This is a genomic window from Kitasatospora sp. NPDC049258 (assembly GCF_040678895.1).
Classification (GTDB): domain Bacteria; phylum Actinomycetota; class Actinomycetes; order Streptomycetales; family Streptomycetaceae; genus Kitasatospora.
The window spans coordinates 35,054-60,509 of sequence record NZ_JBFAQT010000039.1; the positions used below are offsets into that span (position 1 = coordinate 35,054).

General features: G+C 74.5%; 18 protein-coding genes and 1 pseudogene. 13 read left to right on the forward strand and 6 right to left on the reverse strand.

The genetic code is table 11. The features are described 5' to 3' along the window. Positions 1 to 204 precede the first annotated feature (204 nt). The gene (locus AB0K43_RS25735) at positions 205 to 1,587 is read left to right on the forward strand and encodes a glycine--tRNA ligase (protein WP_363643677.1); all 1,383 of its coding nucleotides are present in this window, start codon (positions 205 to 207) and stop codon (positions 1,585 to 1,587) included. Positions 1,588 to 1,664: 77 nt separating this feature from the next. Here AB0K43_RS25735 and AB0K43_RS25740 read toward each other — a convergent pair whose 3' ends face one another. From AB0K43_RS25740 to AB0K43_RS25750, 3 genes are all read right to left on the reverse strand, one after another. Beyond that, complete coding sequence (locus tag AB0K43_RS25740; protein WP_363643679.1) at positions 1,665 to 2,915, reverse strand: hypothetical protein; 1,251 nt, start codon at positions 2,913 to 2,915, stop codon at positions 1,665 to 1,667. A gap of 207 nt (positions 2,916 to 3,122) precedes the next feature. Beyond that, entirely contained in the window at positions 3,123 to 3,701 is a 579-nt protein-coding gene (locus AB0K43_RS25745) for an NADAR family protein (RefSeq protein ID WP_363643681.1), read from the reverse strand. A gap of 135 nt (positions 3,702 to 3,836) precedes the next feature. Then, positions 3,837 to 5,318 carry an MFS transporter gene (locus AB0K43_RS25750; RefSeq protein WP_363643683.1) on the reverse strand — a complete coding sequence of 494 codons (1,482 nt, stop codon included), beginning with the start codon at positions 5,316 to 5,318 and terminating at the stop codon, positions 3,837 to 3,839. A gap of 53 nt (positions 5,319 to 5,371) precedes the next feature. On the opposite strand from AB0K43_RS25750, the gene AB0K43_RS25755 reads away from it, so the two are divergent. From AB0K43_RS25755 to AB0K43_RS25785, 7 genes and pseudogenes are all read left to right on the forward strand, one after another. Then, a complete protein-coding gene (locus AB0K43_RS25755; protein WP_363643685.1) occupies positions 5,372 to 6,286 on the forward strand; it encodes a helix-turn-helix transcriptional regulator in 915 nt (304 codons plus the stop codon). A gap of 81 nt (positions 6,287 to 6,367) precedes the next feature. Then, positions 6,368 to 7,537: a tRNA dihydrouridine synthase DusB gene (gene dusB, locus AB0K43_RS25760; protein WP_363643688.1), complete on the forward strand. Its 1,170-nt coding sequence runs from the start codon at positions 6,368 to 6,370 to the stop codon at positions 7,535 to 7,537. A 487-nt stretch (positions 7,538 to 8,024) separates the two neighbouring features. Continuing rightward, on the forward strand, positions 8,025 to 10,811 hold the full coding sequence (gene ppdK / locus AB0K43_RS25765; protein WP_363643690.1) for a pyruvate, phosphate dikinase: 2,787 nt from the start codon (positions 8,025 to 8,027) through the stop codon (positions 10,809 to 10,811). Positions 10,812 to 11,008: 197 nt separating this feature from the next. After that, positions 11,009 to 11,434, forward strand: coding sequence for a ribonuclease domain-containing protein (locus AB0K43_RS25770; RefSeq protein WP_363643692.1), 426 nt, complete (start codon positions 11,009 to 11,011; stop codon positions 11,432 to 11,434). Positions 11,435 to 11,516: 82 nt separating this feature from the next. Then, complete coding sequence (locus AB0K43_RS25775) at positions 11,517 to 12,359, forward strand: alpha/beta hydrolase (protein ID WP_363643694.1); 843 nt, start codon at positions 11,517 to 11,519, stop codon at positions 12,357 to 12,359. A 28-nt stretch (positions 12,360 to 12,387) separates the two neighbouring features. Next, a pseudogene (locus AB0K43_RS25780) lies at positions 12,388 to 13,272 on the forward strand (ADP-ribosylglycohydrolase family protein); the annotation flags it as partial. Between the two features lie 416 nt (positions 13,273 to 13,688). Then, the gene (locus tag AB0K43_RS25785; RefSeq protein ID WP_363643700.1) at positions 13,689 to 14,387 is read left to right on the forward strand and encodes an MOSC domain-containing protein; all 699 of its coding nucleotides are present in this window, start codon (positions 13,689 to 13,691) and stop codon (positions 14,385 to 14,387) included. A gap of 82 nt (positions 14,388 to 14,469) precedes the next feature. Here AB0K43_RS25785 and AB0K43_RS25790 read toward each other — a convergent pair whose 3' ends face one another. Next, a complete protein-coding gene (locus AB0K43_RS25790; RefSeq protein ID WP_363643702.1) occupies positions 14,470 to 15,189 on the reverse strand; it encodes a GNAT family protein in 720 nt (239 codons plus the stop codon). Positions 15,190 to 15,873: 684 nt separating this feature from the next. Here AB0K43_RS25790 and AB0K43_RS25795 point away from each other — a divergent pair. Together AB0K43_RS25795 and AB0K43_RS25800 are read left to right on the forward strand one after the other, a co-directional pair. Further along, the gene (locus tag AB0K43_RS25795; RefSeq protein WP_363643704.1) at positions 15,874 to 16,818 is read left to right on the forward strand and encodes a PAC2 family protein; all 945 of its coding nucleotides are present in this window, start codon (positions 15,874 to 15,876) and stop codon (positions 16,816 to 16,818) included. Positions 16,819 to 16,963: 145 nt separating this feature from the next. Then, on the forward strand, positions 16,964 to 17,968 hold the full coding sequence (locus AB0K43_RS25800) for an SGNH/GDSL hydrolase family protein (protein WP_363643706.1): 1,005 nt from the start codon (positions 16,964 to 16,966) through the stop codon (positions 17,966 to 17,968). Here the strand turns inward: AB0K43_RS25800 and nirD are convergent. Together nirD and nirB are read right to left on the reverse strand one after the other, a co-directional pair. Next, the gene (nirD, locus tag AB0K43_RS25805; protein WP_363643708.1) at positions 17,955 to 18,350 is read right to left on the reverse strand and encodes a nitrite reductase small subunit NirD; all 396 of its coding nucleotides are present in this window, start codon (positions 18,348 to 18,350) and stop codon (positions 17,955 to 17,957) included. The genes AB0K43_RS25800 and nirD overlap by 14 nt on opposite strands. Continuing rightward, positions 18,347 to 20,950, reverse strand: a complete 2,604-nt coding sequence (nirB, locus tag AB0K43_RS25810) for a nitrite reductase large subunit NirB (RefSeq protein ID WP_363643710.1) — start codon at positions 20,948 to 20,950, stop codon at positions 18,347 to 18,349. Before nirB ends, nirD begins: the two co-directional genes overlap by 4 nt. Positions 20,951 to 21,184: 234 nt before the next feature. Between nirB and AB0K43_RS25815 the strand changes: the two genes are divergently transcribed. The 3 genes from AB0K43_RS25815 (at position 21,185) to dnaG (ending at position 25,372) form a co-directional block, all read left to right on the forward strand. Beyond that, complete coding sequence (locus tag AB0K43_RS25815) at positions 21,185 to 21,967, forward strand: CbiX/SirB N-terminal domain-containing protein (RefSeq protein ID WP_363643712.1); 783 nt, start codon at positions 21,185 to 21,187, stop codon at positions 21,965 to 21,967. A gap of 148 nt (positions 21,968 to 22,115) precedes the next feature. Next, a complete protein-coding gene (locus tag AB0K43_RS25820) occupies positions 22,116 to 23,417 on the forward strand; it encodes a deoxyguanosinetriphosphate triphosphohydrolase (protein ID WP_363643714.1) in 1,302 nt (433 codons plus the stop codon). Between the two features lie 44 nt (positions 23,418 to 23,461). Beyond that, positions 23,462 to 25,372 (forward strand): DNA primase, encoded by a 1,911-nt coding sequence (gene dnaG / locus AB0K43_RS25825; protein ID WP_363643716.1) that lies wholly within the window; start codon positions 23,462 to 23,464, stop codon positions 25,370 to 25,372. Positions 25,373 to 25,456: the final 84 nt, after the last annotated feature.

Below are 25,456 nucleotides of genomic sequence, written 5' to 3' on the forward strand. Positions count from 1 at the left end.
ATGATTGTCAACTCACCCGATTGGCTGATCGTGGGGAACGATTGTGCGAGGTCGGCGTCCGGTGGGGGCCCGGGCGGCGGCGGGCGCGCCGGGCGCGCGGCGAAACCGGTGTGACAGCAGGGCCCGCCTGCCCGGTAGCCTGGGGTATTCGGGTGCGTGCAACCAGCCGCGCCTTGACCGTGCCGTCGTACTGAAGAGAGCACTGTGGCCGCCGACAAGATCGACACCATCGTCAGCCTGAGCAAGCGCCGTGGCTTCGTCTATCCCTGCAGCGAGATCTACGGAGGCACGCGCGCCGCCTGGGACTACGGACCGCTGGGTGTCGAGCTCAAGGAGAACATCAAGCGCCAGTGGTGGCGGACGATGGTCCACGCTCGCGAGGACGTCGTCGGTCTCGACTCCTCGGTGATCCTGGCCCGCGAGGTCTGGGAGGCCTCCGGCCACGTGGCGACGTTCAACGACCCGCTGACCGAGTGCCTCTCCTGTCACAAGCGCTTCCGCGCCGACCACCTGGAAGAGGCGTACGAGGCCAAGCACAACCGGCTGCCGGCCAACGGCCTCGCCGACATCAACTGCCCGAACTGCGGCAACAAGGGCGCCTTCACGGAGCCCAAGGAGTTCTCGGGCATGCTGAAGACGCACCTGGGCGTCACCGAGGACGCGGGCGGCCTGGCCTACCTGCGCCCGGAGACCGCGCAGGGCATCTTCACCAACTTCAGCGCCGTCCAGACCACCTCGCGCCGCAAGCCGCCGTTCGGCATCGCCCAGACCGGCAAGAGCTTCCGCAACGAGATCACCCCCGGCAACTTCATCTTCCGCACCCGCGAGTTCGAGCAGATGGAGATGGAGTTCTTCGTCAAGCCGGGCGAGGACGACCAGTGGCACGAGTACTGGCTCCAGCAGCGCTGGGACTGGTACGTCGACCTCGGCCTGCGGACCGAGAACATGCGCTTCTTCGAGCACCCGAAGGAGAAGCTCTCGCACTACGCCAAGCGCACCGTGGACATCGAGTACCGCTTCAACTTCGGCGGCACCGAGTTCTCCGAGCTGGAGGGCATCGCCAACCGCACCGACTACGACCTCACGGTGCACAGCGAGGCCTCCGGCAAGGACCTCCGGTACTTCGACCAGGAGTCCGGCGAGCGGTACTTCCCGTACGTCATCGAGCCGGCCGCCGGCCTCAACCGCGCGATGCTGGCCTTCCTGATCGACGCCTACTTCGAGGACGAGGCGCCCAACGCCAAGGGCGTCATGGAGAAGCGCGTCGGCATGCGGCTCGACCCTCGGCTCGCCCCGGTCAAGGTCGCGGTGCTGCCGCTGTCGCGCAACGCCGACCTCTCGCCGAAGGCCCGCGGCCTGGCCGCCGACCTGCGCACGGCGTGGAACGTCGAGTTCGACGACGCCGGTGCGATCGGCAAGCGCTACCGCCGCCAGGACGAGATCGGTACGCCGTTCTGCGTCACGGTCGACTTCGACACCCTCGAGGACAACGCGGTCACCATCCGCGAGCGCGACACCATGGCGCAGGAGCGCGTGTCGCTCGACCAGGTGAAGTCCTACCTCGGGGCGCGCCTGATCGGCTGCTGAGCCGGGCACCTCCTTCGGACGGCCCCCACCGCCCCGTGCGGTGGGGGCCGTCCGGCGTCCCGGCGACGCCCGGCCGCTCAGCCGCGCCCCCGGGAGCGGCGGCGGCCCGGGCTCCGGTCGGCCGGCCCGGTCGGCAGCCCGGCGGTGCGCAGCGCGGCCAGCGCGGTGCGGGCCCCGCCCTCGTCCAGCAGCGCGACCGCGGCGAGCAACGCCTCGTACAGCGCGGGGTGCTGCCGCACGGCCCGGCCGAACTCGCCCAGCCCGGTGGCCGAGCGCAGCCGGACCACCTCGCCGACCAGCTCCACCGCCAGCCCGCCGGCCAGCTCCAGGCACACCTCGGCCACCTCGGCGATCGGCCGCCCGGCCGCCTGCCGCAGCAGCGCCCGGCTGTCCCCGACCCGGCCCGCGTCGGACAACTGCTCGGCGAGCCTGGCGAGTTCGACGGTCGACGCGGATCCCCACTCCCACAGCAGGGTCTGCCCGTCGGCGGTCTGCCCGGCCTGCTCCAGGGCGGCCAGCAGCTCCGGCAGCCGGGTGGCCGGCGCCGCCCGCAGCAGGTGGAACAGCTCCGCGGCCTCCTCCACCAGTCCGGCCTCCCGGAGCCCGGCCAGGGTGCCCACGGCCTGCCCGGCCGGCCCGCCCGCGGTGGCCCTGGCCAGGTAGCCGGCGGCCCCGGGCGGCCCGGCCGCGTGCAGCCGGTCCGCCAGCCGGACCACGTCCGAAGGCGCCAGGGCGAGCGCGGCCCGGGCGGTCAGCGCCGCGGACTCGGTGCCGGATCCCCTGCGGTGCAGATCGGTGATCAGCCCGGCCAGGGCGGCCAGCTCCTCGGTGCTGCGGGCGCGCGGGCCGGCGCCCGGCTCGGCTGGAGCCGGGGTGGGCGCGGTTGCCGCGGGCTCGGGCTCGGGCTCGGGTACGGGCGCGGGCTCGGGGGTGGCGGCCTGGACCCCGCTGAACCGGGCCCCGCGGATCGGCGCAGGCGGTGCGGCCACCGCCGGCGGCGGCACCGCCTGCGCCTCCTGCTGGTAGGTGCCGGCGAACCTGGCGCCGGTGGGCCTGCTCGGGGGCGGATCGGCCGGCCGGCCCTGCTCGGCCAGCAGCCGCAGCCGGTCGTGCCGCTGCCGACACCGATCGCTCAGATCCTCGCGCAACTGCCGCGCCTGGTCCAGCTGTCGAAGCAGATCGGCGGCCGGTGGCGGGGTGCTTCGGACGGCCTCGGCCAGCCTCCGCTCGCGCAGCGCCGCATACTGCCGGGCGCGCAGCAGCTCGTCGAGCTCGGCCCGCACCGCCTCGACCTCCGCCGCCGTGGGGCCCAGCTCCTGGACTGTCATCGTGTCGGACCCGACCTCTCCGCCCGGAGGACTCCTGCCCCGCCCCCGGGCCATGCCTGCCGCCATCCTGACCCGCCGATACGGCAGGCGTGTTACGGCCAGGAGTCGGTGTTCTTACGGCTGGAAGTGGATCAACTGGCCTGCCGGGGTTGGTCGCTGGCGAATCCCCAGGTGGGCGCGGGAGCGGGTGGGTGGGCGGTGCCGCGGTCAGCCGGCGAGCCGGGCCCGGGCCTCCATCAGGGCGAAGCCGAGCAGATTGAGCCCGCGCCACCGCAGCGGATCGGCGGCCCCCTCCGCGTCGGCCGCCAGACCGATCCCCCAGAGCCGGTCCAGCGGGCTGGCCTCCACCAGCACCCGGCCCGAGGTGCCCAGCAGGTAGCGGCGCAGCTCCTCGCCGGCGCCGAACTTGGCGACGTTGCCCCGCACCACCAGGTCGAACCGCTCGGCCGCCCAGCGCGGTTCCTCGAAGCCCCGCACCAGCCGCCCCAGCTTCTTGGCCTCGGCGGGCGTACGGGCCGCCAGGATCCGCGGCACGATCTCCTCGTCCCCGAACAGCCGGGCCTTGCCGGCCATCATCCAGTGCTCGGCGGTCGGGTAGTGCACCCCGTCGACGGTGAAGCCGGCCGGCCACCACTGGCTCAGCGAACCGGCGCCGACGCTGCCGTCCCGCTCCGGCCGGTGGCCCCAGAAGAGCAGGTACTTGGGCCGCGCACCGGCGTGCACCAGCGCGGCGAGCTCCTCGCGGCTGCGGGCGTCGGTGGGGGAGGAGGGGTGCACGGTCGTCATCCCGTCATCCTGCCACCCGCCACCGACGGCGGTCCCGCCGATTTCCGGGCCGCTGCTTCCCGGGCCGCTGCGCCCCGCCGTCCGCCCCGGTCACCCGCAGCTCAGGACCGACCGCAGGTCAGGATCGACCGCAGGTCAGCCGATCGACCGCGGCAGCCGGGTGCTCAGCACGGCGACCACCACGGCCCCGGCCAGCTGCACGGTGAGCACGACCGCCAGCGCGTGGGCCATCCCCGACGCGGGGGCGAGAGCGAGAAAGAGCGTCCCGAGGGTCGCCACCCCGAAGGCCAGGCTGGACTGCTGGGTGGTCGCCAGCACCCCGCTGCCCACCCCCGCCAGCTCCGGCGGCACCTGGGAGAGCACCACCCGGAACAGCGGCATCCCGATCAGCCCCTGCCCGATGCCCGCCAGGGCGATGCCGGGCAGCATCCGCACCACCGACAGCTCGCCGCCGGCCGACGCGGCACCGATCAGCGTGGCCAGGCCGAGGCCCTGCACCGCGGCGCCCACCGTGATCACCCGGCTGCCGAACCTGCCCACCAGCCGGGGCCCGGCCAGTGAGGCCGCGAAGTAGCCGACCGCCATCGGGACCAGCGCCCCGCCCGCCGCCACCGGCCCCTGGTGGAGGCCCTGCTGGAGCAGGATCGCGATCACGAACATGAAGCCGCCGAAGCCGGTGAAGAAGGGCAGCGCGATCCCCAGGCCGCGCCGCATCCCGGGCAGCCGCACCAGCGACAGCGGCACCAGTGGCACCCGCCCGGCCCGCTCCGCGCGCCGCTCCACCAGGAGGAAGGCGGCGGCCGACAGCGGCGAGGCGGCCAGCAGCAGCCAGGTCCACAGCGGCCAGCCGAGCGCCCGGCCCTCCATCAGCGGCACGAACAGGGCCAGCAGGGTGGCCGTCAGCAGCGCGGTGCCGGGCAGGTCGACGCCGGTCGCCCGGGGCGCGCGGGTCTCCGGCACCCACCGGACCGCCAGGACGGCGGTGGCCAGCGCGAACGGGACGTTCAGCAGGAAGACCGCCCGCCAGCCGGTGCCCCACAGGTCCGCGGAGACCAGCACACCGCCGAGCACCTGACCGATCACCACCGAGATCCCGCCGACGGCGCCGTACGCGCCGAGCGCCCGGCCCCGTCGGTGGCCCTCGGTGGCGGCGGTGATGGTGGCGAGCACCTGGGGCACCAGCAGGGCGGCCGAGGCACCCTGGGCCACCCGGGCGGCCACCAGGGTGCCCGCGGTCGGTGCCAGACCGCAGGCCAGCGAGGTGACGGCGAAGGCCACCGCCCCGGCGACGAACAGCCGGCGCCGGCCGGCCAGGTCGCCGAGCCGCCCGCCGAGCACCAGCAGCACCGCGAAGGCGATCCCGTACCCGGCGGCCACCAGCTCCAGTACGGCAGGGCCGGCGGAGAGGTCGTGATCGATGGTGGGCAGGGCGACATTGACGACGAAGAAGTCGAGCATCGGCAGGAAGGCACCGAGCAGGACGGTGGCCAGGCCGGCCGCGCCGAGGGCGGGCGGCACCGGCGGGCGGACGGCGGGGCGGGTCTGCGGCAGGGAGAGTTGCTGAGTCACGGGTACGACGATCCACCCGGCCGGAACCTGGTACCAGATGCTGTTCATCCTGGTATCAGAAGTACCTGGCACCCGCCTCCCCCCGGGTGCATGCTGGCCCCATGAGCCACTCCCCGACCGCTGCCGCGGGCCTGCGCGCCGCTGCTCCCGCCGACGCCCGCCGCCATGAGCTGGCCGCCTTCCTGCGCAGCCGCCGCGAGCGGGTCTCGCCCGAGCAGGTCGGCCTGCCCGGCTACGGGCGGCGGCGCACCCCGGGGCTGCGCCGGGAGGAGGTGGCCCAGCTCGCCGCGGTCGGCGTCACCTGGTACACGTGGCTGGAGCAGGGCAGGGCCATCCAGGTGTCGGTCCAGGTGCTGGACTCGGTGGCCCGCGCGCTGCGCCTGGACCCGACCGAGCGGGCGCACCTGTTCACGCTGGCGGGCGCCGAGGACCCGGTCCCGAAGGCCGAGTGCCACACGGTCTCCGCGGCCGTCCGCGCGGTGCTGGACCAGTTCGACCCGCTGCCGGCCGCCGTGCTGAGCAGCCGCTACGACGTGCTGGCGCACAACCGCGGGTACACGGTCCTGGCCGGTGACCTCGACCAGGTGCCGTACGAGGACCGCAACCTGCTCTGGATGATCTTCACCGACACCCCGTTCGCCAGCCGGCTGCTGGACGTCGAGGCCGCCCGGCTGAGCGTGGTCGCCCGGTTCCGCGCGTCGATGGCCGACCACGCCGCCGACCCGGGATGGAAGACCCTGCTGAACCGGCTGTCGCAGACCTCGCCCGCGTTCGAGGCGGCCTGGCGGCGGCACGAGGTGGACGCCACCACCAACGGGCTCAAGCGGTTCCTCGTGCCCGACCTCGGGCTGCTGCGGTTCGAGTACACCAACCTGTGGCTCGGGCCGCGCTCCGGCACCCGGCTGGTGGCCTACACCCCGCAGGACGAGGAGACCCGGGAGCGGCTGGCGCGGGTGGCCGGGGCGGGCCCCGGCGCGGGCCGGGAGCAGGCCCCGGAGCAGGCCCCCGGACGGTGAGCCGGCCGGTCCGGCCGGGCCGATCCGCGGGTGGGGGACAATGGAGAGTCTCGAACCCCTCCCCCTGAGGACTTGCCGCGCATGACCACCACGCCCGACCCCGCCCCGGCCGCCACCGAGTTCGCGCCGCTGAACATCGGCCCGATGCAGGTCTGGCCCCCCGTCGTGCTGGCCCCGATGGCGGGGATCACCAACGCGCCGTTCCGCACCCTGTGCCGCGAGCAGAGCGGTGGCCGGGGCCTGTTCGTGTCTGAGATGATCACCACTCGGGCCTTGGTGGAGCGCAACGCGAAGACCATGCAGCTGATCCACTTCGACCCGAGCGAGAAGCCCCGGTCGATCCAGCTCTACGGCGTGGACCCGGTGACCGTCGGCAAGGCCGCCCGCATGATCGCGGACGAGGGCCTGGCCGACCACATCGACCTCAACTTCGGCTGCCCCGTCCCCAAGGTGACCCGCAAGGGTGGCGGCTCCGCGCTGCCGTACAAGCGCAACCTGCTCCGGGAGATCCTGCGCGAGGCGGTGGCGGGCGCCGGCGGCCTGCCGGTGACCATGAAGATGCGCAAGGGCATCGACGACACCCACCTCACCTACCTGGACGCCGGCCGGATCGGTGCCGAGGAGGGGGTCTCGGCGATCGCCCTGCACGGCCGCACGGCCGCCCAGCACTACGGCGGCACCGCCGACTGGTCGGCGATCGCCCGGCTGCGCGAGGCCGTCCCCGCCGGCATCCCGGTGCTCGGCAACGGCGACATCTGGTCGGCCGGCGACGCCGTCCGGATGATGCGGGAGACCGGCTGCGACGGCGTGGTGGTCGGCCGCGGCTGCCTGGGCCGGCCGTGGCTGTTCAAGGACCTGGTGTCGATCTTCGAGGGCGCCCGCGACCAGGCCCGCCCGGCCTTCGCGGACGTGGCCCGCTCGATGGTCCGGCACGCCCAGCTGCTCGGTGAGTGGATGGGGGACGAGGCCCGCGGTGTGGTCGACTTCCGAAAGCACGTGGCCTGGTACACCAAGGGTTTCTCGGTCGGCTCCGAGCTGCGGGTGCGGCTGGCCAACGCCAGCTCGCTGGCCGAGCTCAGTGGCACGCTCGACCAGGTTGACCAGGCACAACTGTGGCCGGCCGGCGCCGACGGCCCGCGCGGGCGGACGAGTGGCAACAATCGTGTTGTCCTCCCCGAAGGCTGGTTGGACGATCCGTACGACTGCGCCCTGCCCGGCGTGGACGCCGAACTGGACACCTCCGGCGGCTGAGCACTACAAGACGTCGAAAATGGCCGAGGTGGCGCGCAGGCCGCCTCGGCCCAGCCCTCTTGGACAACCTGGCCAAGAGGGCTCCTTTAAGGCAGATTTCGCTCACATTGTGCGCTTGGATGCTCACGCAATGCCATGAATGGCGCAGGTTCGCTACGCCCGTCGGCTGAGATGCGCCCGTGACGCTTGCCACATATCGTGGCCGTTGACGCTCGGTCAGGTGTCTCCGCCGGGGTGAGCGGGTGTGAATCGCTTCCCGAAGGGGCTCTGCGGCGGATCGGTGCGGCTGGTTGCAGGAAATCAAGCCGATGCAACGCGACTGTCCACAGGCCACTACGCTCTGTCCGGTTCGTGTGATCTTCAGGTTTCGTTGTGTTCAACACTTGAACGATCGCTAGCGTCAGCCGGACGATTTCACCAACAGAGGTAAACGCCCTGACGGGCATTCGATCTGTCGGGTCGCTGAGCATTCCGAGGCGCGTACGTCATGTCGGGGGCGCGACACCACCTTCGAAATGGGTATGTTCTGCGGCGTCAGGGCCACCGTGTGCGAGGAGACCGACCCGTGCCGTCTCAGCAGAAGTTTGTTTACTCCTTCACCGAAGGAAACAAGGACCTCAAGGACCTTCTTGGCGGGAAGGGTGCGAACCTCGCCGAGATGACCAACCTGGGCCTCCCCGTCCCTCCGGGGTTCACCATCACCACCGAGGCCTGCAAGGTCTTCCTGGAGACCGGCAGCGAGCCGGGCTCGCTCAACGAGGAGATCAGCCAGCACCTGGTGGCCCTCGAGGCCGAGATGGGCAAGCAGCTCGGCCAGGCCGACAACCCGCTGCTGGTGTCCGTCCGCTCCGGTGCCAAGTTCTCCATGCCCGGCATGATGGACACCGTCCTCAACATCGGGCTCTCCGACACCTCGGTGATCGGCCTGGTCGCCCAGTCCGGCAACGAGCGCTTCGCCTGGGACTCCTACCGCCGCCTGGTCCAGATGTTCGGCAAGACCGTGCTGGGCGTCGAGGGCGAGCTGTTCGAGGACGCGCTGGACGAGCTCAAGCACGCCAAGGGCACCGTCAACGACCTCGACCTCACCGCCGAGGACCTCAAGGCCCTGGTCGAGACCTTCAAGCAGATCGTGCTCCGGGAGACCGGCCGGGCGTTCCCGCAGGAGCCCCGCGAGCAGCTCGACCTCGCCATCCACGCCGTCTTCCACTCCTGGAACGGCGACCGCGCCCGGCTGTACCGCCGCCAGGAGCGCATCCCGAACGACCTGGGCACCGCCGTCAACATCTGCTCGATGGTGTTCGGCAACCTCGGCGAGGACTCCGGCACCGGCGTCGCGTTCACCCGTGACCCCTCCACGGGCACCCAGGGCGTCTACGGCGACTACCTGCAGAACGCCCAGGGCGAGGACGTCGTCGCCGGCATCCGCAACACCCTCCAGCTCGCCGACCTGGAGCAGCTCGACAAGAAGTCGTACGACGAGCTGATGACGATCATGCAGACCCTCGAGACGCACTACCGCGACCTGTGCGACATCGAGTTCACCATCGAGCGCGGCAAGCTCTGGATGCTGCAGACCCGGATCGGCAAGCGCACCGCCGCGGCCGCCTTCCGGATCGCCGTCCAGCTGGTCGACCAGGGCCTGATCGACCTGGACGAGGCGCTGCACCGGGTCACCGGCGGCCAGCTGGCCCAGCTGATGTTCCCGCGCTTCGCGCCGACCGCCGAGACCAAGCCGGTCGCCTGGGGCATCGCCGCCTCGCCGGGCGCCGCGGTCGGCCGGGTGGTCTTCGACTCCTACACCGCCGTCAAGTGGTCCCGCTCGGGCGAGCGGGTGATCCTGGTCCGCCGGGAGACCAACCCGGACGACCTGGAAGGCATGATCGCGGCCGAGGGCATCCTGACCTCGCGCGGCGGCAAGACCTCGCACGCGGCCGTGGTCGCCCGCGGCATGGGCAAGACCTGTGTCTGCGGCGCCGAGGAGCTGGAGGTGGACACCAAGAACCGCAAGTTCACCACCTCCGACGGCCAGATCGTCCACGAGGGCGACGTGGTCTCCATCGACGGCGCGAACGGCAAGGTCTACCTGGGCGAGGTCCCGGTCCTGCCGTCCCCGGTGGTCGAGTACTTCGAGGGCACCCTGCACGCCGGCGCCGACGTCCAGGGTGGCCTGGTCCAGGCCGTGCACCGGCTGATGTCGCACGCCGACGTGCGCCGCCGGCTCGCGGTGCGCGCCAACGCGGACAACGCCGAGGACGCCAACCGCGCCCGCCGCTACGGCGCCCAGGGCATCGGCCTGTGCCGCACCGAGCACATGTTCCTCGGCGAGGAGCGGCGCAAGGAGGTGGAGCACCTGATCCTGGCCGACAACGACAAGGACCGTGAGACGGCGCTCAGCTCGCTGCTGCCGCTGCAGAAGGGCGACTTCATCGAGCTGTTCCAGTCGATGGACGGACTGCCGGTCACCGTCCGGCTGCTCGACCCGCCGCTGCACGAGTTCCTCCCCGACATCACCGAGCTCTCGGTGCGCGTCGCGCTCGCCGAGGCCCGCAAGGACCCGAACGAGAACGACCTCCGGCTGCTCCAGGCCGTGCACAAGCTGCACGAGCAGAACCCGATGCTGGGCCTGCGCGGCGTACGCCTCGGCCTGGTCATCCCCGGCCTGTTCGGGATGCAGGTCCGGGCGATCGCGGAGGCCGCGGCCGAGCGCAAGCTGGCCGGTGGCGACCCGCGCCCCGAGGTGATGATCCCGCTGGTCGGCACCGTCCAGGAACTGGAGCTGGTCCGCGACGAGTGCGAGCGGGTGCTGGCCGAGGTGATCTCCTCGACCGGGGTGTCGCTGGACATCAAGCTGGGCACCATGATCGAGTTGCCGCGCGCCGCGGTGACCGCGGGTCAGATCGCGGAGGCCGCGGAGTTCTTCTCCTTCGGCACCAACGACCTGACCCAGACCGTCTGGGGCTTCTCCCGGGACGACGTGGAGGCCTCGTTCTTCACGGCCTACCTGGAGAAGGGCATCTTCGGCGTCAGCCCGTTCGAGACCATCGACCGGGACGGCGTCGGCGCGCTGGTCAAGCTGGCGGCCGAGGCCGGCCGGGCCACCCGCCCGGACCTCAAGCTCGGGGTCTGCGGCGAGCACGGCGGTGACCCGGACTCGGTGCACTTCTTCCACGAGGTGGGGCTCGACTACGTGTCCTGCTCCCCCTTCCGGATCCCGGTGGCGCGCCTGGAGGCAGGCCGCGCCGCCCTTGAGACGGCGGGCAGCGACTCGCGCTGACGGGGAGGGTCATCCCCCCGAAGGCGTGGTCCCATCGCTGACCGCACCCCCTCCGACGGGGAGGGGCGTACGGCGGAGCTCGGCGCAGGAGAGCCGCCGTACGTGAGCAGTCGGGGCGGGCACGGACAATGGCGTCCGGGCCCGCCCCGGCGGCGTTTTCGGCCCCGGCCGGGCCGGCGCCGGGGCAAGCTGGGCGGATGCGCAGCCGCCTGCTCCCCGCCCTGCTCCTCGCCCTGTGCGCCGTGGCTGCCCTGGCCGGCTGCGGATCCGGTCCCGGTCCGTCGGAGCCTGCTGCCTCGGCCACCCGGTCCGCCGGCGCGTGGGTGCCGAGCAGCTCGGCCCTGGCCGACGTCTGCCGCTCCCGGCTCCCGCAGCAGGCCGCCGACACGCTGGCGCTGATCGCCGCCGGCGGCCCGTACCCGTACCGCTCGGACGGCGTGGTGTTCGAGAACCGGGAGAAGCGGCTGCCCCGGCAGCGCGGCGGCTACTACCACGAGTACACGGTGACCACCCCGGGTTCGGTGGACCGGGGCGCCCGCCGGGTGATCACCGGCGCGGCGGGGGAACGGTACTGGACCGCGGACCACTACGGGTCCTTCCAGGAGATCGACCCCAGGTGCTGACGCGCCGGGCGGCGGACGCGGCGCGCCCGGCACTGGCCGGGCCTCCTTGCGCCCGGCCTCCCCGGTCGCGAGGATCATGGCCATGCCCACCTTCACCGCCCCTGACGGCACCACCCTCGCCTACCGCCGGATCGGCCGTGGCGAGCCGCTGATCTGCCTGCCCGGCGGCCCGATGCGCGCCGCCGCGTACCTGGGCGACCTCGGCGGCCTCGCCGCGCACCGCACCCTGGTGCTGCTCGACCTGCGCGGCACCGGGCGCTCCGGGCACTCGGCCGACCCGGCCGGCTACCGCTGCGACCGGCAGGTCGCCGACGTCGAGGCGCTGCGCGCGCACCTCGGCCTGGAGCGGATCGACCTGCTCGCGCACTCGGCCGGAGCAGGCCTGGCCACCCGCTACGCCGCCGAGCACCCGGAACGGCTCGGCCGGCTCGCGCTGATCACCCCGGCCACCGCGGTGGTGGGGCTCGACGCCGACCCCGAGGACCTGCGGGAGTCCGTCCGCCGGCGCGGCAACCCGTCCTGGGGCCCGGCCGCGCTGGCCGCCCTGGAGACGGCCCTGGTCGGCACCCCCACCGCGGAGGAGTGGGCCGCCCTCCAGCCGCTCTACTACGGCCGCTGGGACGCGGCGGCCCAGGCCCACGCCGCCGCCGCCCCTGAGCAGCGCAACCTGGAGGCCGCACCGCTGTTCCGGGCGCCCGGCGCCTTCGACCCGGCCGCCACCCGGGCGGGCCTGGCCGGACTCAAGGCACCCGTCCTGGTGCTCTCCGGCGAGCTCGACGGCGGACCGACCCCGCGCCGCGCCGCGGAGTTCGCCGAGGCCTTCCCCCAGGGCGTCCACCGCACCCAGCCCGGCGGCGGCCACTACCCCTGGCTGGACGACCCGGACGCCTTCGTCCGGACCGTCACGGAATTCCTCGGCCGCTGACGCCGGTGGGTGGGAGGATCGCTCCTCGATGACATCCACCACTCCTCCCGCCCTCGACTCCCTGCACGGCCTCTCGGTCGGCGACGCGCTCGGCGCCCAGTTCTTCCTCCCCGACAACCACGACCGGCTGGACCGCCGTCAGGCCCCGCCCGGGGTCTGGCCGTGGACCGATGACACCGAGATGGCCTGCTCGGTGCACGCGGCACAGGCCGAACGCGGCGCCATCGACACCTTCGACCTCACCCACTCCTTCGCCCGCCGCCACGACTTCGACCGCGGCTACGGCCCGGCGGCGGGCCGCCTGCTGCGGCTGGTCCGGGAGGGCGGCGACGCCACCCGGCTGGCGGCCGAGCTGTTCGACGGGCAGGGCTCGTACGGCAACGGCGCCGCGATGCGGGTCGCCCCGCTCGGTGCGGCGCACGCGGCGGACCCGGCGGGGGTGGTCCGGCCGGCCGCCGACACCGCCGTGATCACGCACTCCCACCCGCAGGCCGTCGACGGTGCGATCGCCGTCGCGGTGGCCGCCGCCTACGCCGTCCGGGCCCGCACCGAACCGACCTCGCCCGACCGCTTCCTGGCCGCCGTGGCCGCCCTCACCCCGCCGGGCGCCGTCCGCCGGGGCCTCGCCGAGGCGCTGCGGCTGACCGGCGCCGGCACCCTGGACGCCGCCCGGGCCCTGGGCAACGGCAGCCGGGTGAGCGCCGCCGACACCGTCCCGTTCGCGCTCTGGGTTGCGGCGCGGCACCTCACCGACTACCCGACCGCGATCTGGGAGACCATCGCCGCGGGCGGCGACGTGGACACCACCGCCGCGATCGTCGGCGGGGTGGTCGCCGCCCGCACCGGCACCGAGGGCATCCCGGCCGCCTGGCTGGCGGCCCGCGAAGCACTGCCCGCCTGGGCCACCCCGGCCCCCGGCGGCGTCGCGGTGGCGCAGCCGTCGCTGCGGCCGATCCTGCTGCCCCGCCCCGCGCCGGTCCCCCCGGTGCGCTGGAGCGAGGAGCGGTGGCAGCGGATCCGGTCCGGGCCGCGCCCCGGGGCCGCGGGTGGCCTGCTGGCCACGTACACCGCCGAGGGCGTGCTCCATGTGCACCGCGGCGCCGGGCCCGGGCTGGCCGAGATCCGGATCGAGCCGCTGCCGGGCGGCCCGGGCGCCGGCTGGCGGCCGGTGTCGGCCGTGGTGGAGGCGCATCCCCGGCACCACGACGGCGAGGGCCCGGCCCTGGTGGCGCGGCTGCTGGCGCTGGTGTGAGCGCGGTCCGGTCCCGGCCGGGTGATTCCGGCCGGGACCGGACCCTGCCGCCGCCCGCGCGGTTCTAGGCTGCGGGCATGGCACATCTGCTCTCCGTCAACCTCGCCCACCCCCGTCCGAACCCGGCGAAGCCCGAGACCACGGCCACCGGCATCGACAAGCGCCCGGTCGACCACCCGGTGGAGCTCCGGCCCCCGGGGCCGAAGAGCGCCGCGCGGGGCGGCGGCCTGGTCGGCGACAGCATCTTCGACACCCGCAACCACGGCGGCGACGACCAGGCCGTCTACGCCTACGCCCGGGAGAGCCTGGACCACTGGGAGCGCGACCTCGGCCGCGACCTGGCCGGTGGCTGCTTCGGGGAGAACCTGACCACCACCGGCCTGGACGTGGACGGCGCGCTGATCGGCGAGCGCTGGCGGATCGGGGGGCAGGTGCTGCTGGAGGTGTCCTCGCCGCGCATCCCCTGCTCGACCTTCGCCCGCTGGCTGGACGAGCGCGGCTGGGTCAAGCGCTTCGCGCACGGCGCTCGGCCCGGCGCCTACCTGCGGATCATCGAGCCCGGGGTGATCCGGGCCGGGGACGAGGTCACCGTCGAGCACCGCCCGGAGCACCGGGTGACCGTCGAGCTGTGCTTCCGGGCGCTGATGACGGACGCTCAGCTGCTGCCCCGGCTGGTCGACCTGGACGCGCTCCCCGAGGAGACCCGCGAGCTGGCCCGCAAGCGGACCGGCGGGGCGCCGCCCTACGACGCGCAGGAGTGGGAGGCCGACGCCTGAGCGTCGGCCGGTGCGGCCGGTCCGACCCGCCCGGTGCCCCGGTCGGGTCGGACCGGCCGCCGGATCGCGGGTCGGGCCGTGGTCAGGCCGCGATCAGTGGGCCGCCGTGTCTAAGACACTCCTGGTTGAGGGCCGGATCCGGCGCGCTCGGCGAGGTGGCGGCCGCGATCCGCAGCTCGATGATGTCGCGGACGGCCTCCCACTCCTCGTCCAGGATGGAGTAGAACGCGGTGCTGCGGACCTCGCCGTCCAGACCCCGCGAGTGGGCCCGGCGGACCCCTTCGCAGGTCGCGCCCAGCCGCTCGATCGCGGTGCGCGAGCGGCTGTTGCGGGCGTCCGCGCGCAGCGAGATCCGCCGCACGCCCCAGGTCTCGAAGGCGTGCCGCAGCATCAGCAGCTTGGCCTCGGTGTTGATGCCGGTGCCCTGGGCGCGCGGCGAGAGCCAGGTGTTGCCGATCTCGGCGGCGTCCGGGACGGCCAGCAGCGGGTCACCGTGCGGCACGCCGGGGGTCGGCGGCCAGACCAGCGGCCCCTGCCAGTAGTCCAGTTCCAGGAAGCGGGTCGACCCGACCACCCGGTCGTCGGCGGTGTTCACCGTCGCGAACGGCAGCGACCGGCCCGCCGCCTGGTCGGCCAGGGCACGTGAGACGTACTCCCGGGCGGCTTCCAGGCCGTGCGGAACGGGGGTGAAGGCGTAGGTCGTACGGTCCTCGGCGCCGGCCTGGGCCAGGGCCGCGGCGTGATGCAGGGCGAGGGGCTCCAGCCGCACGGTGCGGCCGTAGAGGGTGACGGGTACGGGCACGGATCCTTCGGTCCTTCGGCGATCGGAGGGGCCGTTCGCGCCGGGGTACGGCACGAGGGCAGTGGTCTTTCGCCCCGGCCCCGGATACTGCCGCCGCGGCCGCCGCGCCGTCCGGAACGCGGACGTACGGCGGTGCCGGCGGCCCGGAAGCGGGCAGCGCGGTGCCGGAACGGAATCGGGTCGACGGGACCGTACCGGCGGGATGAGCGAGGGGACAGTGTGCGTCCGCGAGATGGCCGAAGGAGGAACGAGAGCGCGAAGGAAGCAGGCGGCCAGGTGAAGGCAAGGTGCGGGAGGAGTGGCTGGCCGAGCACCGGACCGGGTCGTGGCCCACGACGTGACGGACGGCGTGGCGACGACGCGACGATGCGAGGCAGCGAGAGGACGATACCCGCCCGAGGGCGGTGCGTCACCTCGCATCGCGCGAACGGGGGCGCGCGAACCGCGGCGCCCGCCCGGATCCGGCCGGCCGCAGCCGGGGCGGGGGCTCCTACCAGCGGTTTTCCGGACAGGTGAGAAGATTCCCGGGACGGGGCGAAGACACCGGGCGCGGCGGGAATGCCGACGGCTCCGGGCACGCTGGACTGAAGCAGGCGGCCGGGCCGTGACAGGCCACTCCGCCGTGGGCGGGCCCAGCAGGGTCGGCCCGGTGAGACGACGAGACGGAACGGGGTTGGGTGCACCGTGCGTGATCCCAAGGAGCTGTACCAGCTGGAGCCGCTGGGCGTGGCCGCGGTGGCCGCCGCCCGCGACGCAGCCGCGGAGGCCGAGACCGGCCTGGTACTGCTGTACCACTTCGAGGGCTTCATGGACGCGGGCGAGGCCGGCGGTCAGGTCGTGGCACACCTGCTGGAGCAGGGCCACCCCCAGGTGGTCGCCAGGTTCGACCACGACCGGCTGGTCGACTACCGGGCCCGCCGCCCCGCGATGACCTTCGACAAGGAGACCTGGACGGCCTACGACCCGCCGGAGATCCTGCTCCAGCTGGCGCACGACTCCACCGGCGCGCCGTTCCTGGTGCTCACCGGCCCCGAGCCGGACACCGAGTGGGAGCTCTTCTCGGCGGCCGTGCGGGGCCTGGTCGAGGAGTTCGAGATCCGGCTGTCGGTCGACTTCCACGGCATCCCGATGGGCGTGCCGCACACCCGGCCGGTGGGCGTGACCCCGCACGGCAACCGGCTCGACCTGGCGCCGGGGTACCCGAAGTGGTTCGAGCAGGCCCAGGTGCCGGGAAGCGCGCAGGCGCTGCTGGAGTACCGCCTCGGCGAGGCCGGCCACGACGTGCTGGGCTTCGCGGTGCACGTGCCGCACTACATCGCCCGCTCGGCCTACCCGGCCGCCGCCGTGGTGATCCTGGAGGCCGTCCAGTCGGCCACCGGCCTGGTGCTGCCGGGCAGCGAGCTGCGGGCCCGGGTGGACGAGGTCTACGCCGAGATCGAGGACCAGCTGACCCAGGGCGACGGCGAGCTGCGCTCCGCCATCCGGGGCATGGAGGGCCAGTACGACGCGGTGGCCGGCGCCGAGGACCGGGAGAGCCTGCTGGCGCAGAGCGCCGACCTGCCCTCGGCCGACGAACTGGGCGCGCGCTTCGAGGAGTTCCTGGCCGAGCACGAGCGCGGCGCCGAGTGATCGGCGCCTGCTGATCGGTGCTGCCGCAGGTGGTGGCCGGGGCCGGGATCGAATCCAGGCCCCGGCTCGTTGTGCGGCCAGGACGCCCGGGGGACGGGCCGTCCGTCGCTGACGATGACGGCCCGACCCCGGGGGAGTGATGGGTGTGGATCTCAGGCGAGCCGCGGTGGTCGCCGCCCTGGCCGGACCGCTGGCGCTGAGCGGCTGCGCCGGCGGTCCGCGGCCGTCGCCCGCCCCGTCGCGCGCCGCCTCCCCGACGGCCGCACCCGCCACCACCGCCGTGCCCTCACCGTCCGCCGTGCCCGCCGGGCCGTACGCGGCGCTCGGCGACTCGTACACCTCCGGCCTGCAGGTGCCGCCCCAGCAGGGCACCCCGAAGGGCTGCGCCCGCTCCGGGGCGAACTACCCCTCGCTGGTGGCGGCCCGGCTCGACCTGGCCGGCCCGGACTTCCGGGACGTCAGCTGCAGCGGCGCGCGGACCGCGGACCTGACGGCGGCCCAGCAGACCTCGGGCGGCGCCAACCCGCCGCAGCTGGACGCCCTCACCCCGGCGACCCGGCTGGTCACCCTCGGGATCGGCGGCAACGACGTCGGCTTCATGGACGTGCTCGGGCGCTGCGCCCTGGAGAGCGTCAAGCGGTCGGTGGCCTCGGCGCTGACCGAGCGGCCCGCGGCAGCGGCCCCCGGGGCCGAGGCGCCCTGCCAGGAGTACTACACCGGCGCGGACGGCGCCGACCAGGTGGGCCGCCGGATCGAGGCGACCGGCCCGAAGCTGGCCGAGGCGGTGGCGGCGATCCGGCAGCGGGCGCCGCGGGCCCGGGTGCTGGTGGTGGGGTACCCGGCGCTGCTGCCGGCCGACCCGGCGGCCTGCGCGGTCACCCTCGGGCCGGGGGTGGCGCCGGGTGACGTGGCCTTCCTCGCCCGCGAGCAGCAGCAGCTCAACGCGGTGCTCCGGCGGGCCGCGGAGGGCGCCGGGGCCCGCTTCGTGGACACCTACGCGCCGTCGGTCGGCCACGACATGTGCGCGGGCGAGGCCGAGCGCTGGGTCGAGCCGCCGATGCCGTCCCCCGGGCTGGCCGCGCTGCACCCCAACGCCAAGGGCGAGGCGGCGATGGCCGCGGCCGTGCTGGCCGTGGTCACCTCCTCCTGACGCCCGCTCGGGCCACCCTGGCCGGGTGCACGGCGACCCGTACGCCCGAATCCTCCAGGCACTCGCCGGTCGACAGGTCGAAACGCTGCTTGAGCAGCGGCGAGGCGACGTACACCCGGCCGTCGGCGGTGGCGCCGAGCAGCCCCCGGGAGAGCACGTAGGCGCCGGTGAACGGGTCCTGGTTGGCGATCGCGTACACGGCGTCCCGGCTGTCCCGGAAGACCGCGGCCTGCCGGCCGTCGGGCAGCAGGACGGCGACGCCCCGACCGGGGGTGAGCCGGCTCCAGTCACAGACCGCCGTCCAGTCCGCGCCGGCCAGCAGCTCGACCCGGGCGGTGTCGGTGGTGGCGGCGGTGCCGGGGGGTTCGAGGGTGGTGGTCAACGCGAGGCCTCCAGGACGGGGGTGCGGCCGAGGGTGGCGAGCAGCTCGCCCTCGGTGGTGAGCACGGTCAGATCGGGCTTGAGCTGGTCGCGCTCGGGGGTGAACCGGATGCTGGGGTCGGGCACGCCGGGCGCGTTGACGAAGGAGACGAACCGGGCCGTGCGCTCCGGGTCGGCCAGGGTGGCGGCCCACTCGTCCTGGTAGTCGGTCACGTGCCGGGCCATCAGGGCCTCCAGGTCGGCCGCGATGCCCAGGCTGTCCTCCACCACCACGGCCCGGACGTGGTCGAGGCCGCCGTCGATTCGCTCCAGCCAGGCGGAGGTGCGCTCCAGCCGGTCGGCGGTGCGGATGTAGAACATCAGGAAGCGGTCGGTGAGCCGGATCAGATGCTCGTCGTCCAGGTCCTGGGCGAGCAGGTCGGCGTGCCGGGGGGTGGCGCCGCCGTTGCCGCCGACGTAGAGGTTCCAGCCGTTGGAGGTGGCGATCACCCCGAAGTCCTTGCCCCGGGCCTCCGCGCACTCCCGGGCGCAGCCGGAGACCGCCGACTTGAGTTTGTGCGGGCTGCGCAGGCCCCGGTAGCGCAGCTCCAGCCGGATCGCCATGGCGACCGAGTCCTGCACGCCGTAGCGGCACCAGGTGGAGCCCACGCAGGACTTCACGGTGCGCAGCGACTTGCCGTAGGCGTGGCCGGACTCGAAGCCGGCCGCGACCAGCCGGTGCCAGATCTGCGGCAGCTGGTCCACCCGGGCGCCGAACAGGTCGATCCGCTGACCACCGGTGATCTTGGTGTAGAGCCCGAAGTCGCGGGCCACCTCGCCGATCACGATGAGCTTGTCCGGGGTGATCTCGCCGCCGGGGATCCGCGGCACCACCGAGTAGGAGCCGTTGCGCTGGAGGTTGGCCAGGAAGTGGTCGTTGGTGTCCTGGAGCGCGCCCTGCTCGTCGTCCAGGATGTGCCCGGAGACCGCGAGTTCGGGCGCCAGCGAGGCGATCACCGAGGCCACGGTCGGCTTGCAGACCTCGCAGCCCTCGCCGCCCAGGCGGCCGTGCTCGGCGAGCAGCCGGCGGTGGGTGGCGATCCGCTTGACCCGGACGATCTCGTACAGCTCCGCGCGGGTCTGCCCGAAGCAGGGGCAAAGGCCCCGGTCGAGCTCCACCCCGGCGGCCGCCAGCTCCTCGTCCACGACGGTGCCCAGCAGCTTGAGGCAGGAGCCGCAGCCGGTGCCGGCCTTGGTGCACGCCTTGACCTCGGGGACGCCGCCGCAGCCGTGCCCGTTGACGGCGGCCCGCACGGCGCCCTTGGTGACGTTGTGGCAGTTGCAGACCACCGCCTCGTCGGGCAGCGCCGCGCCGCCCAGCCGGACGGGCGCGCCCAGGCCGGCCGGCAGCACCAGCGACTCGGCCGGCACGGGCAGCGGGGTGCCGGTGCCGGCCAGCGGCCGCAGGGTGGCGTACGCTTCCGCGTCGCCGACCAGGATGCCGCCGAGCAGCGCGCCCTCGGGGGAGACCACCAGCTTGCGGTAGAGGCCGGCGCGGGCGTCGGAGTACACCACGTCCAGGGCGCCGGGGGTGCTGCCGAAGGCGTCGCCGAAGCTGGCCACGTCCACCCCGAGCAGCTTCAGCTTGGTGGACAGGTCCGCGCCGGTGAACGGCCGCACCGCCTGCCGGGCCAGCTGCTGGGCGACCGTCCTGGCCATCTCGTAGCCGGGCGCGACCAGCCCGTAGACCCGGCCGTCGGCGGCCAGCGCGCACTCGCCGATGGCGAAGACGTCCGGGTCCGAGGTGCGGCACAGCTCGTCCACGGCGATCCCGCCGCGCTCCCCGACCGCCAGCCCGCACTCCCGGGCGAGCGCGTCGCGGGGGCGCACGCCCGCCGAGAAGACCACCAGGCCGGTGTCCAGCCGGGAGCCGTCGGTGAAGGCCATCCCGGCGGCCCGGCCCCCGGCACAGACCTCGACGGCCGTGGTGCCGACCCCGGTGTGCACCACCACGCCCAGGTCCTCGATGGTGCGCCGCAGCGCCGCGCCGCCGCCCTCGTCCACCTGGACGGGCATCAGCCGGGGGGCGAACTCCACCACATGGGTCTCCAGCCCGAGCCCGAGCAGCGCACCGGCCGCCTCCAGCCCGAGCAGTCCGCCGCCGACCACGGCGCCGACCGTCCGCCCGGCCGCGTAGGCCTCGATGGCCTGCAGGTCCTCGATGGTGCGGTAGACGAAGCAGCCCTCGGCGTCCCGGCCGGGCACCGGCGGCACGAACGGGTACGAGCCGGTGGCCAGCACCAGGGTGTCGTAGCGCAGCCGGTGCCCGGCCGCGGTGGTGACGGCCTTGGCGGTCCGGTCGACGGCGGTGACCTTGGAGGACAGGTGCACCTGGTAGCCGTGCCGGTCGGTGAAGCCCTCCTCGGCGAGCAGCAGGTCCTCGGCGGTGCGCCCGGCGAAGTACGAGGTGAGGGCGACCCGGTCGTAGGCCGGCCGCGGCTCCTCGGCGAGCACGACGACCCGGTAGCGGTCGGCGGCGCCGGTCTCGGCCAGCGCCTCCAGGAAGCGGTGGCCGACCATGCCGTACCCGACCAGGACCAGCGTGGGTTTGGTGGTGGTCATAGGGGAGTCCCTCCGGTGGTGGTGCTCCGGGCGGTGAGCAGGTGCAGCGAGCATCCGCGGCGGGTGTTACCCGGCCGGGGCCACGCTGTTTCACCAGCGGAACTTCGCCCTCAGTGCCCGCGCCGGCGCGCTGTGAGCGGGCTCACGGTGCCGCGGGCGACGTTGTGAGGGCCGGGAAACCGGCCGTGACGGCAGGGCAACGGCGGTGAAACGGCCGTCGTCGAGGCTTCCGGCATGAACCTCGCCCCCGCCGCCCCGCCGAGCTCGCCCGCCCCGCCGAGGACGCTGCACGGGGCCCGGCGCCCCGCGCTGGTGCTGGTCGCCCACGGCTCCCGGGATCCGGCCGCGGCCGCCGAGGTCGGCCGGCTGGCGGCGATGGTGGCCGCGGCCCGCCCGGAGCTCGACGTCCGCCCGGCCCACCTCGGCCTGAACGCCCCGCTGCTGCCCGAGGTGCTGGCCGGACTGGGCGGTGCGGCGGTGCTCGTCCCGCTGCTGCTCGGCCGCGGTTACCACGCCAAGGTCGACCTGCCGGCCGTGCTGGCCGCGGCGCCGCAGGTCGACGGGGTGGTCGCGGCCCCGCTGGGGCCCGATCCGCTGCTCGCCGAGCTGCTCGCGCTGCGGCTGGCGCAGGCCGGGGTGCGGCCGGGCGCCGGCCCGGTGGTGCTCGCCGCGGCCGGTTCGCGGGAGGAGCGGGCGGCGCTGGACACCGAGGCCCAGGCGGCCCTGCTCGGGGCGCGGCTCATGGTCCCGGTCCGTGCCGGGTACGTGACCGGCGCCGGGCCGGGTGTGGCCGAGGTGGCGGCCCGGCTGGCACGGGAGCACGGCGGTCCGGTGGCGGTGGCGGCGTACTTCACCGCGCCGGGGGACTTCGCCCGGCTCGCGGCGGCCGCCTGGGACGGCCCGGCCGCCGCCCCGCTCGGCGCGCACCCGCTGCTGGTCCGGCTGTTGCTGCGACGCTACGCGGCGGCCGCCGGTCGGCTGCCGGCCGTGGCCCGGCCGCACCCGCGGCTCGTCTGACGCGCCGGCAGGCCCGGCGCCGGGCAACCGCGCCGACGCCCCGTGGCCACCAACCTCCGGTCACCGCCCGCTGTTCACCGCCCGCACGCCGGCCCGATAGCGCGGCGACCGGTGCGATGTCGGCGGGCGGGCGTACCGTGACAGTCATATGGACGACACCGCACCGCACCGCACCTCCCCGTACGACCCGCAGGCCGAGGCCCGTTGGGTGCCCGAGCCGGACAAGCGCCCCGGCCGCACCGCGTTCCAGCGCGACCGCGCCCGGGTGCTGCACTCCGCGGCGCTGCGCCGGCTGGCCGGCACCACCCAGGTCGTCGCCCCGATGCGGGCGGACTTCTCCCGGACCAGACTGACCCACTCGCTGGAGTGCGCCCAGGTCGGCCGCGAGCTCGGCGCGGCGCTCGGCTGCGACCCGGACCTGGTGGAGGCGGGCTGCCTGGCGCACGACATCGGCCACCCGCCGTTCGGCCACACCGGCGAGGAGGCGCTCGACCAGGCGGCCGAGGCCTGCGGCGGCTTCGAGGGCAACGCGCAGTCGCTGCGGATCCTGACCAGGCTGGAGCCCAAGCGGTTCGCCCCGCTCGACGAGGCCCCGGCCCGGCTCGCCCCCTGGCCCGGCCGCAGCGTCGGCCTCAACCTCAGCCGGGCCGCGCTGGACGCCGCCACCAAGTACCCCTGGCCGCGCGGCGGCCACCCCACCGACCCGGGCTCCACCAAGTACGGCGTCTACGCCGACGACCTGCCGGTCTTCCGCTGGCTGCGGACGGGGGCGCCCGAAGGCCGCAAGTGCTTCGAGGCCACCGTGATGGACTGGTCCGACGACGTCGCCTACTCCACCCACGACGTCGAGGACGGCCTGCAGGCCGGCCACATCGACCCGGCCGCGCTGCGCTCCGCCGAGGAGCGCGCCGAGCTGTTCAAGATCGCCGAGCGGTACGCCCCCGAGGCGTCCTCCGCCGAGCTGGCCGAGGCGCTGGACCGGCTCCAGGCCCAGGAGTGGTGGCCCCGCACGTACGATGGCTCGGCCCGCGCCAGGGCCGGGCTGAAGGACCTCACCAGCCAGCTGATCGGCCGCTTCTGCCAGGCCGCCGAGCAGGCCACCCGGGCCCGCTACGGCCCCGGCCCGCTCACCCGGTACGCGGCCGAGCTGGTGGTGCCCTCCGACGTCCGGCTGGAGTGCGCGGTGCTCAAGGCGGTCGCCGTCCGCTACGTGATGCAGCGCGACGAGCAGGCGCAGCTGCGCACCCGCCAGCGGATCGTGATCGCCGAGCTGGCCGAGGCGCTGGCCCGGACGGCCCCGCACGGTCTGGACCCGGTCTTCGCCGCCCTGTACCAGGAGGCCGAGGACGACCGCGCCGCGCTGCGCGCGGTGGTCGACCAGATCGCCACCCTGACCGACGCGTCCGCCTTCGCGCTGCACCGGCGGCTGGTCGAGAAGGTGACCGACTGATCCCGCGGCCCGTGGCCGCCCCGGCGGGTGCGTAAACTTCCAGGGTGGCCGGTCGGATCAGGGACGAAGACGTGCAGGCGGTGCGCAACGCGCTGCCCATCGACGCGGTCGTCGGCGACTACGTCCAGCTGACCAGCGGTGGCGGCGCCCAGCTCAAGGGCGTCTGCCCGTTCCACGACGAGAAGTCCGCCTCCTTCTACGTGCACCCGGGCAAGGGCGTCTACCACTGCTTCGGCTGCGGCGAGAGCGGCGACACCATCTCGTTCCTGATGAAGATCGAGCACTGCTCCTTCGCCGAGGCCGTGGAGCGGATGGCCGCCCAGGCCGGCATCACCCTGCGGTACGAGGAGGGCGGCTACTCGCCCCGCCACCAGCAGGGCGAGCGCACCCGGCTGGTCGAGGCGCACAAGGTGGCCGCCGCCTGGTACCAGGAGCAGCTCGGCTCGCCGGAGGCGGAGATCGGCCGCCGCTTCCTGGCCGAGCGCGGCTTCGACGAGGCCGCCGCCCAGCACTTCGGGGTCGGCTACGCGCCGGTGGGCTGGGAGCACCTGGTCCGCTACCTGCGCGGCAAGGGCTTCACCGACAAGGAGATCCTGCTCGGCGGCCTCGCCTCGCAGGGCCAGCGCGGCGGCCTGATCGACCGCTTCCGCGGCCGGCTGGTCTGGCCGATCCGGGACTCCGGCGGCGAGGTGGTCGGCTTCGGCGCCCGCCGGCTGCGCGAGGACGACACCGGGCCCAAGTACCTCAACACCCCCGAGACGCCGCTCTACAAGAAGTCCCAGGTGCTCTACGGCATCGACCTGGCCCGCAAGGAGATCGCCAAGTCCGGCCGGGCCGTGGTGGTCGAGGGCTACACCGATGTGATGGCCTGTCACCTCGCCGGGGTCACCACCGCGGTGGCCACCTGCGGCACCGCCTTCGGCGAGGACCATGTCAAGATCATCCGCCGGCTGCTGATGGACACCTCCACCTACCGCGGCGAGACGGTCTTCACCTTCGACGGCGACGCGGCCGGCCAGAAGGCCGCCCTACGTGCCTTCGAGGACGATCAGAAGTTCGCCGCCCGCACCTCCATCGCGATCACCCCCGGCGGCATGGACCCGTGCGACCTGCGGCTCGCCAAGGGCGACGAGGCCGTCCGCGAGCTGATCGAGAATCCCGTCCCGCTGTTCGAGTTCGCGCTGCGCTCGGCCGTCGCCCGGCACCGGGTGGACAGCGCCGAGGGCCGGGCCGCCGCCCTGGAGGAGGCCGCCGGGATCATCGTCAAGATCAAGGACCGGTCGATCCAGCACGAGTACGCCGTCCAACTGGCCGGCATGCTGGGCATCCTGGACGAGCAGTTCGTGGTCCGCCGGATCGGCCAGCTCGCCCGCTGGCAGCGCGACAACCAGCAGAACGGGCAGCGCCCGACCCGCCGCCCCGACCCCGGGCAGGCCGCGCCGCCCGTCCAGCCCCCGCGCCCGGCCTTCCGGCTGAACCCGCGCGATCCGGCCCAGTTCGTCGAGCGCGAGCTGCTCAAGCTCGCCCTCCAGCACCCGGACCTGGTCAGCCCGGCCTTCGACCAGTACGGCGAGGACGAGTTCCCCACCCCGCCCTACGCCGCCGTCCGTCGCGCCATCGGCCAGGCCGGCGGCGCCGCGTACGGGGCCGGCCTGCCCGACTTCACCGCCACCGTCCGCGAGGCCAGCCCGGACGACCAGGTCCGCGGCCTGGTCACCGAGCTCACCGTCGAGCCGATCCGCTCCCGCCGGGCGGCCGACTCGCTCTACGCCGGCGAGTTCCTGGTGAAGCTGCGTCTGCAGGCCGTCGACCGCCGGGTCAACGAGGCCCGGGCCCACCTCCAGCGCCTCGGCAGCCGCGCCACCCCGGAGGAACTGCACGCGGTGCAGAGCGAGTTGTGGGCCCTCCAGCAGTACGCCCAGCAGCTGCGCTCGCGCGGCGCCGCCGCACTCTGACCCCTCCCCGTGGCGCCGCCCCCCCCCCCGCGGGGGGCGGCGGGGGGGGGGGGGGGCGGGGGGGGGGGAGTGTGTGTGGTTGAG

What these genes read in the sequence shown, in the direction of transcription:
- AB0K43_RS25820 (WP_363643714.1), top strand. Translation starts at nt 22,116, where the DNA reads ATGGACGACACCGCACCGCACCGCACCTCCCCGTACGACCCGCAGGCC.
- AB0K43_RS25815 (WP_363643712.1), top strand. Translation starts at nt 21,185, where the DNA reads ATGAACCTCGCCCCCGCCGCCCCGCCGAGCTCGCCCGCCCCGCCGAGG.
- dusB (WP_363643688.1), top strand. Translation starts at nt 6,368, where the DNA reads ATGACCACCACGCCCGACCCCGCCCCGGCCGCCACCGAGTTCGCGCCG.
- AB0K43_RS25785 (WP_363643700.1), top strand. Translation starts at nt 13,689, where the DNA reads ATGGCACATCTGCTCTCCGTCAACCTCGCCCACCCCCGTCCGAACCCG.
- AB0K43_RS25775 (WP_363643694.1), top strand. Translation starts at nt 11,517, where the DNA reads ATGCCCACCTTCACCGCCCCTGACGGCACCACCCTCGCCTACCGCCGG.
- ppdK (WP_363643690.1), top strand. Translation starts at nt 8,025, where the DNA reads ATGTCGGGGGCGCGACACCACCTTCGAAATGGGTATGTTCTGCGGCGT.
- AB0K43_RS25755 (WP_363643685.1), top strand. Translation starts at nt 5,372, where the DNA reads ATGAGCCACTCCCCGACCGCTGCCGCGGGCCTGCGCGCCGCTGCTCCC.
- AB0K43_RS25770 (WP_363643692.1), top strand. Translation starts at nt 11,009, where the DNA reads ATGCGCAGCCGCCTGCTCCCCGCCCTGCTCCTCGCCCTGTGCGCCGTG.
- AB0K43_RS25740 (WP_363643679.1), bottom strand. Translation starts at nt 2,915, where the DNA reads ATGACAGTCCAGGAGCTGGGCCCCACGGCGGCGGAGGTCGAGGCGGTG.
- AB0K43_RS25750 (WP_363643683.1), bottom strand. Translation starts at nt 5,318, where the DNA reads ATGAACAGCATCTGGTACCAGGTTCCGGCCGGGTGGATCGTCGTACCC.
- nirB (WP_363643710.1), bottom strand. Translation starts at nt 20,950, where the DNA reads ATGACCACCACCAAACCCACGCTGGTCCTGGTCGGGTACGGCATGGTC.
- AB0K43_RS25745 (WP_363643681.1), bottom strand. Translation starts at nt 3,701, where the DNA reads ATGACGACCGTGCACCCCTCCTCCCCCACCGACGCCCGCAGCCGCGAG.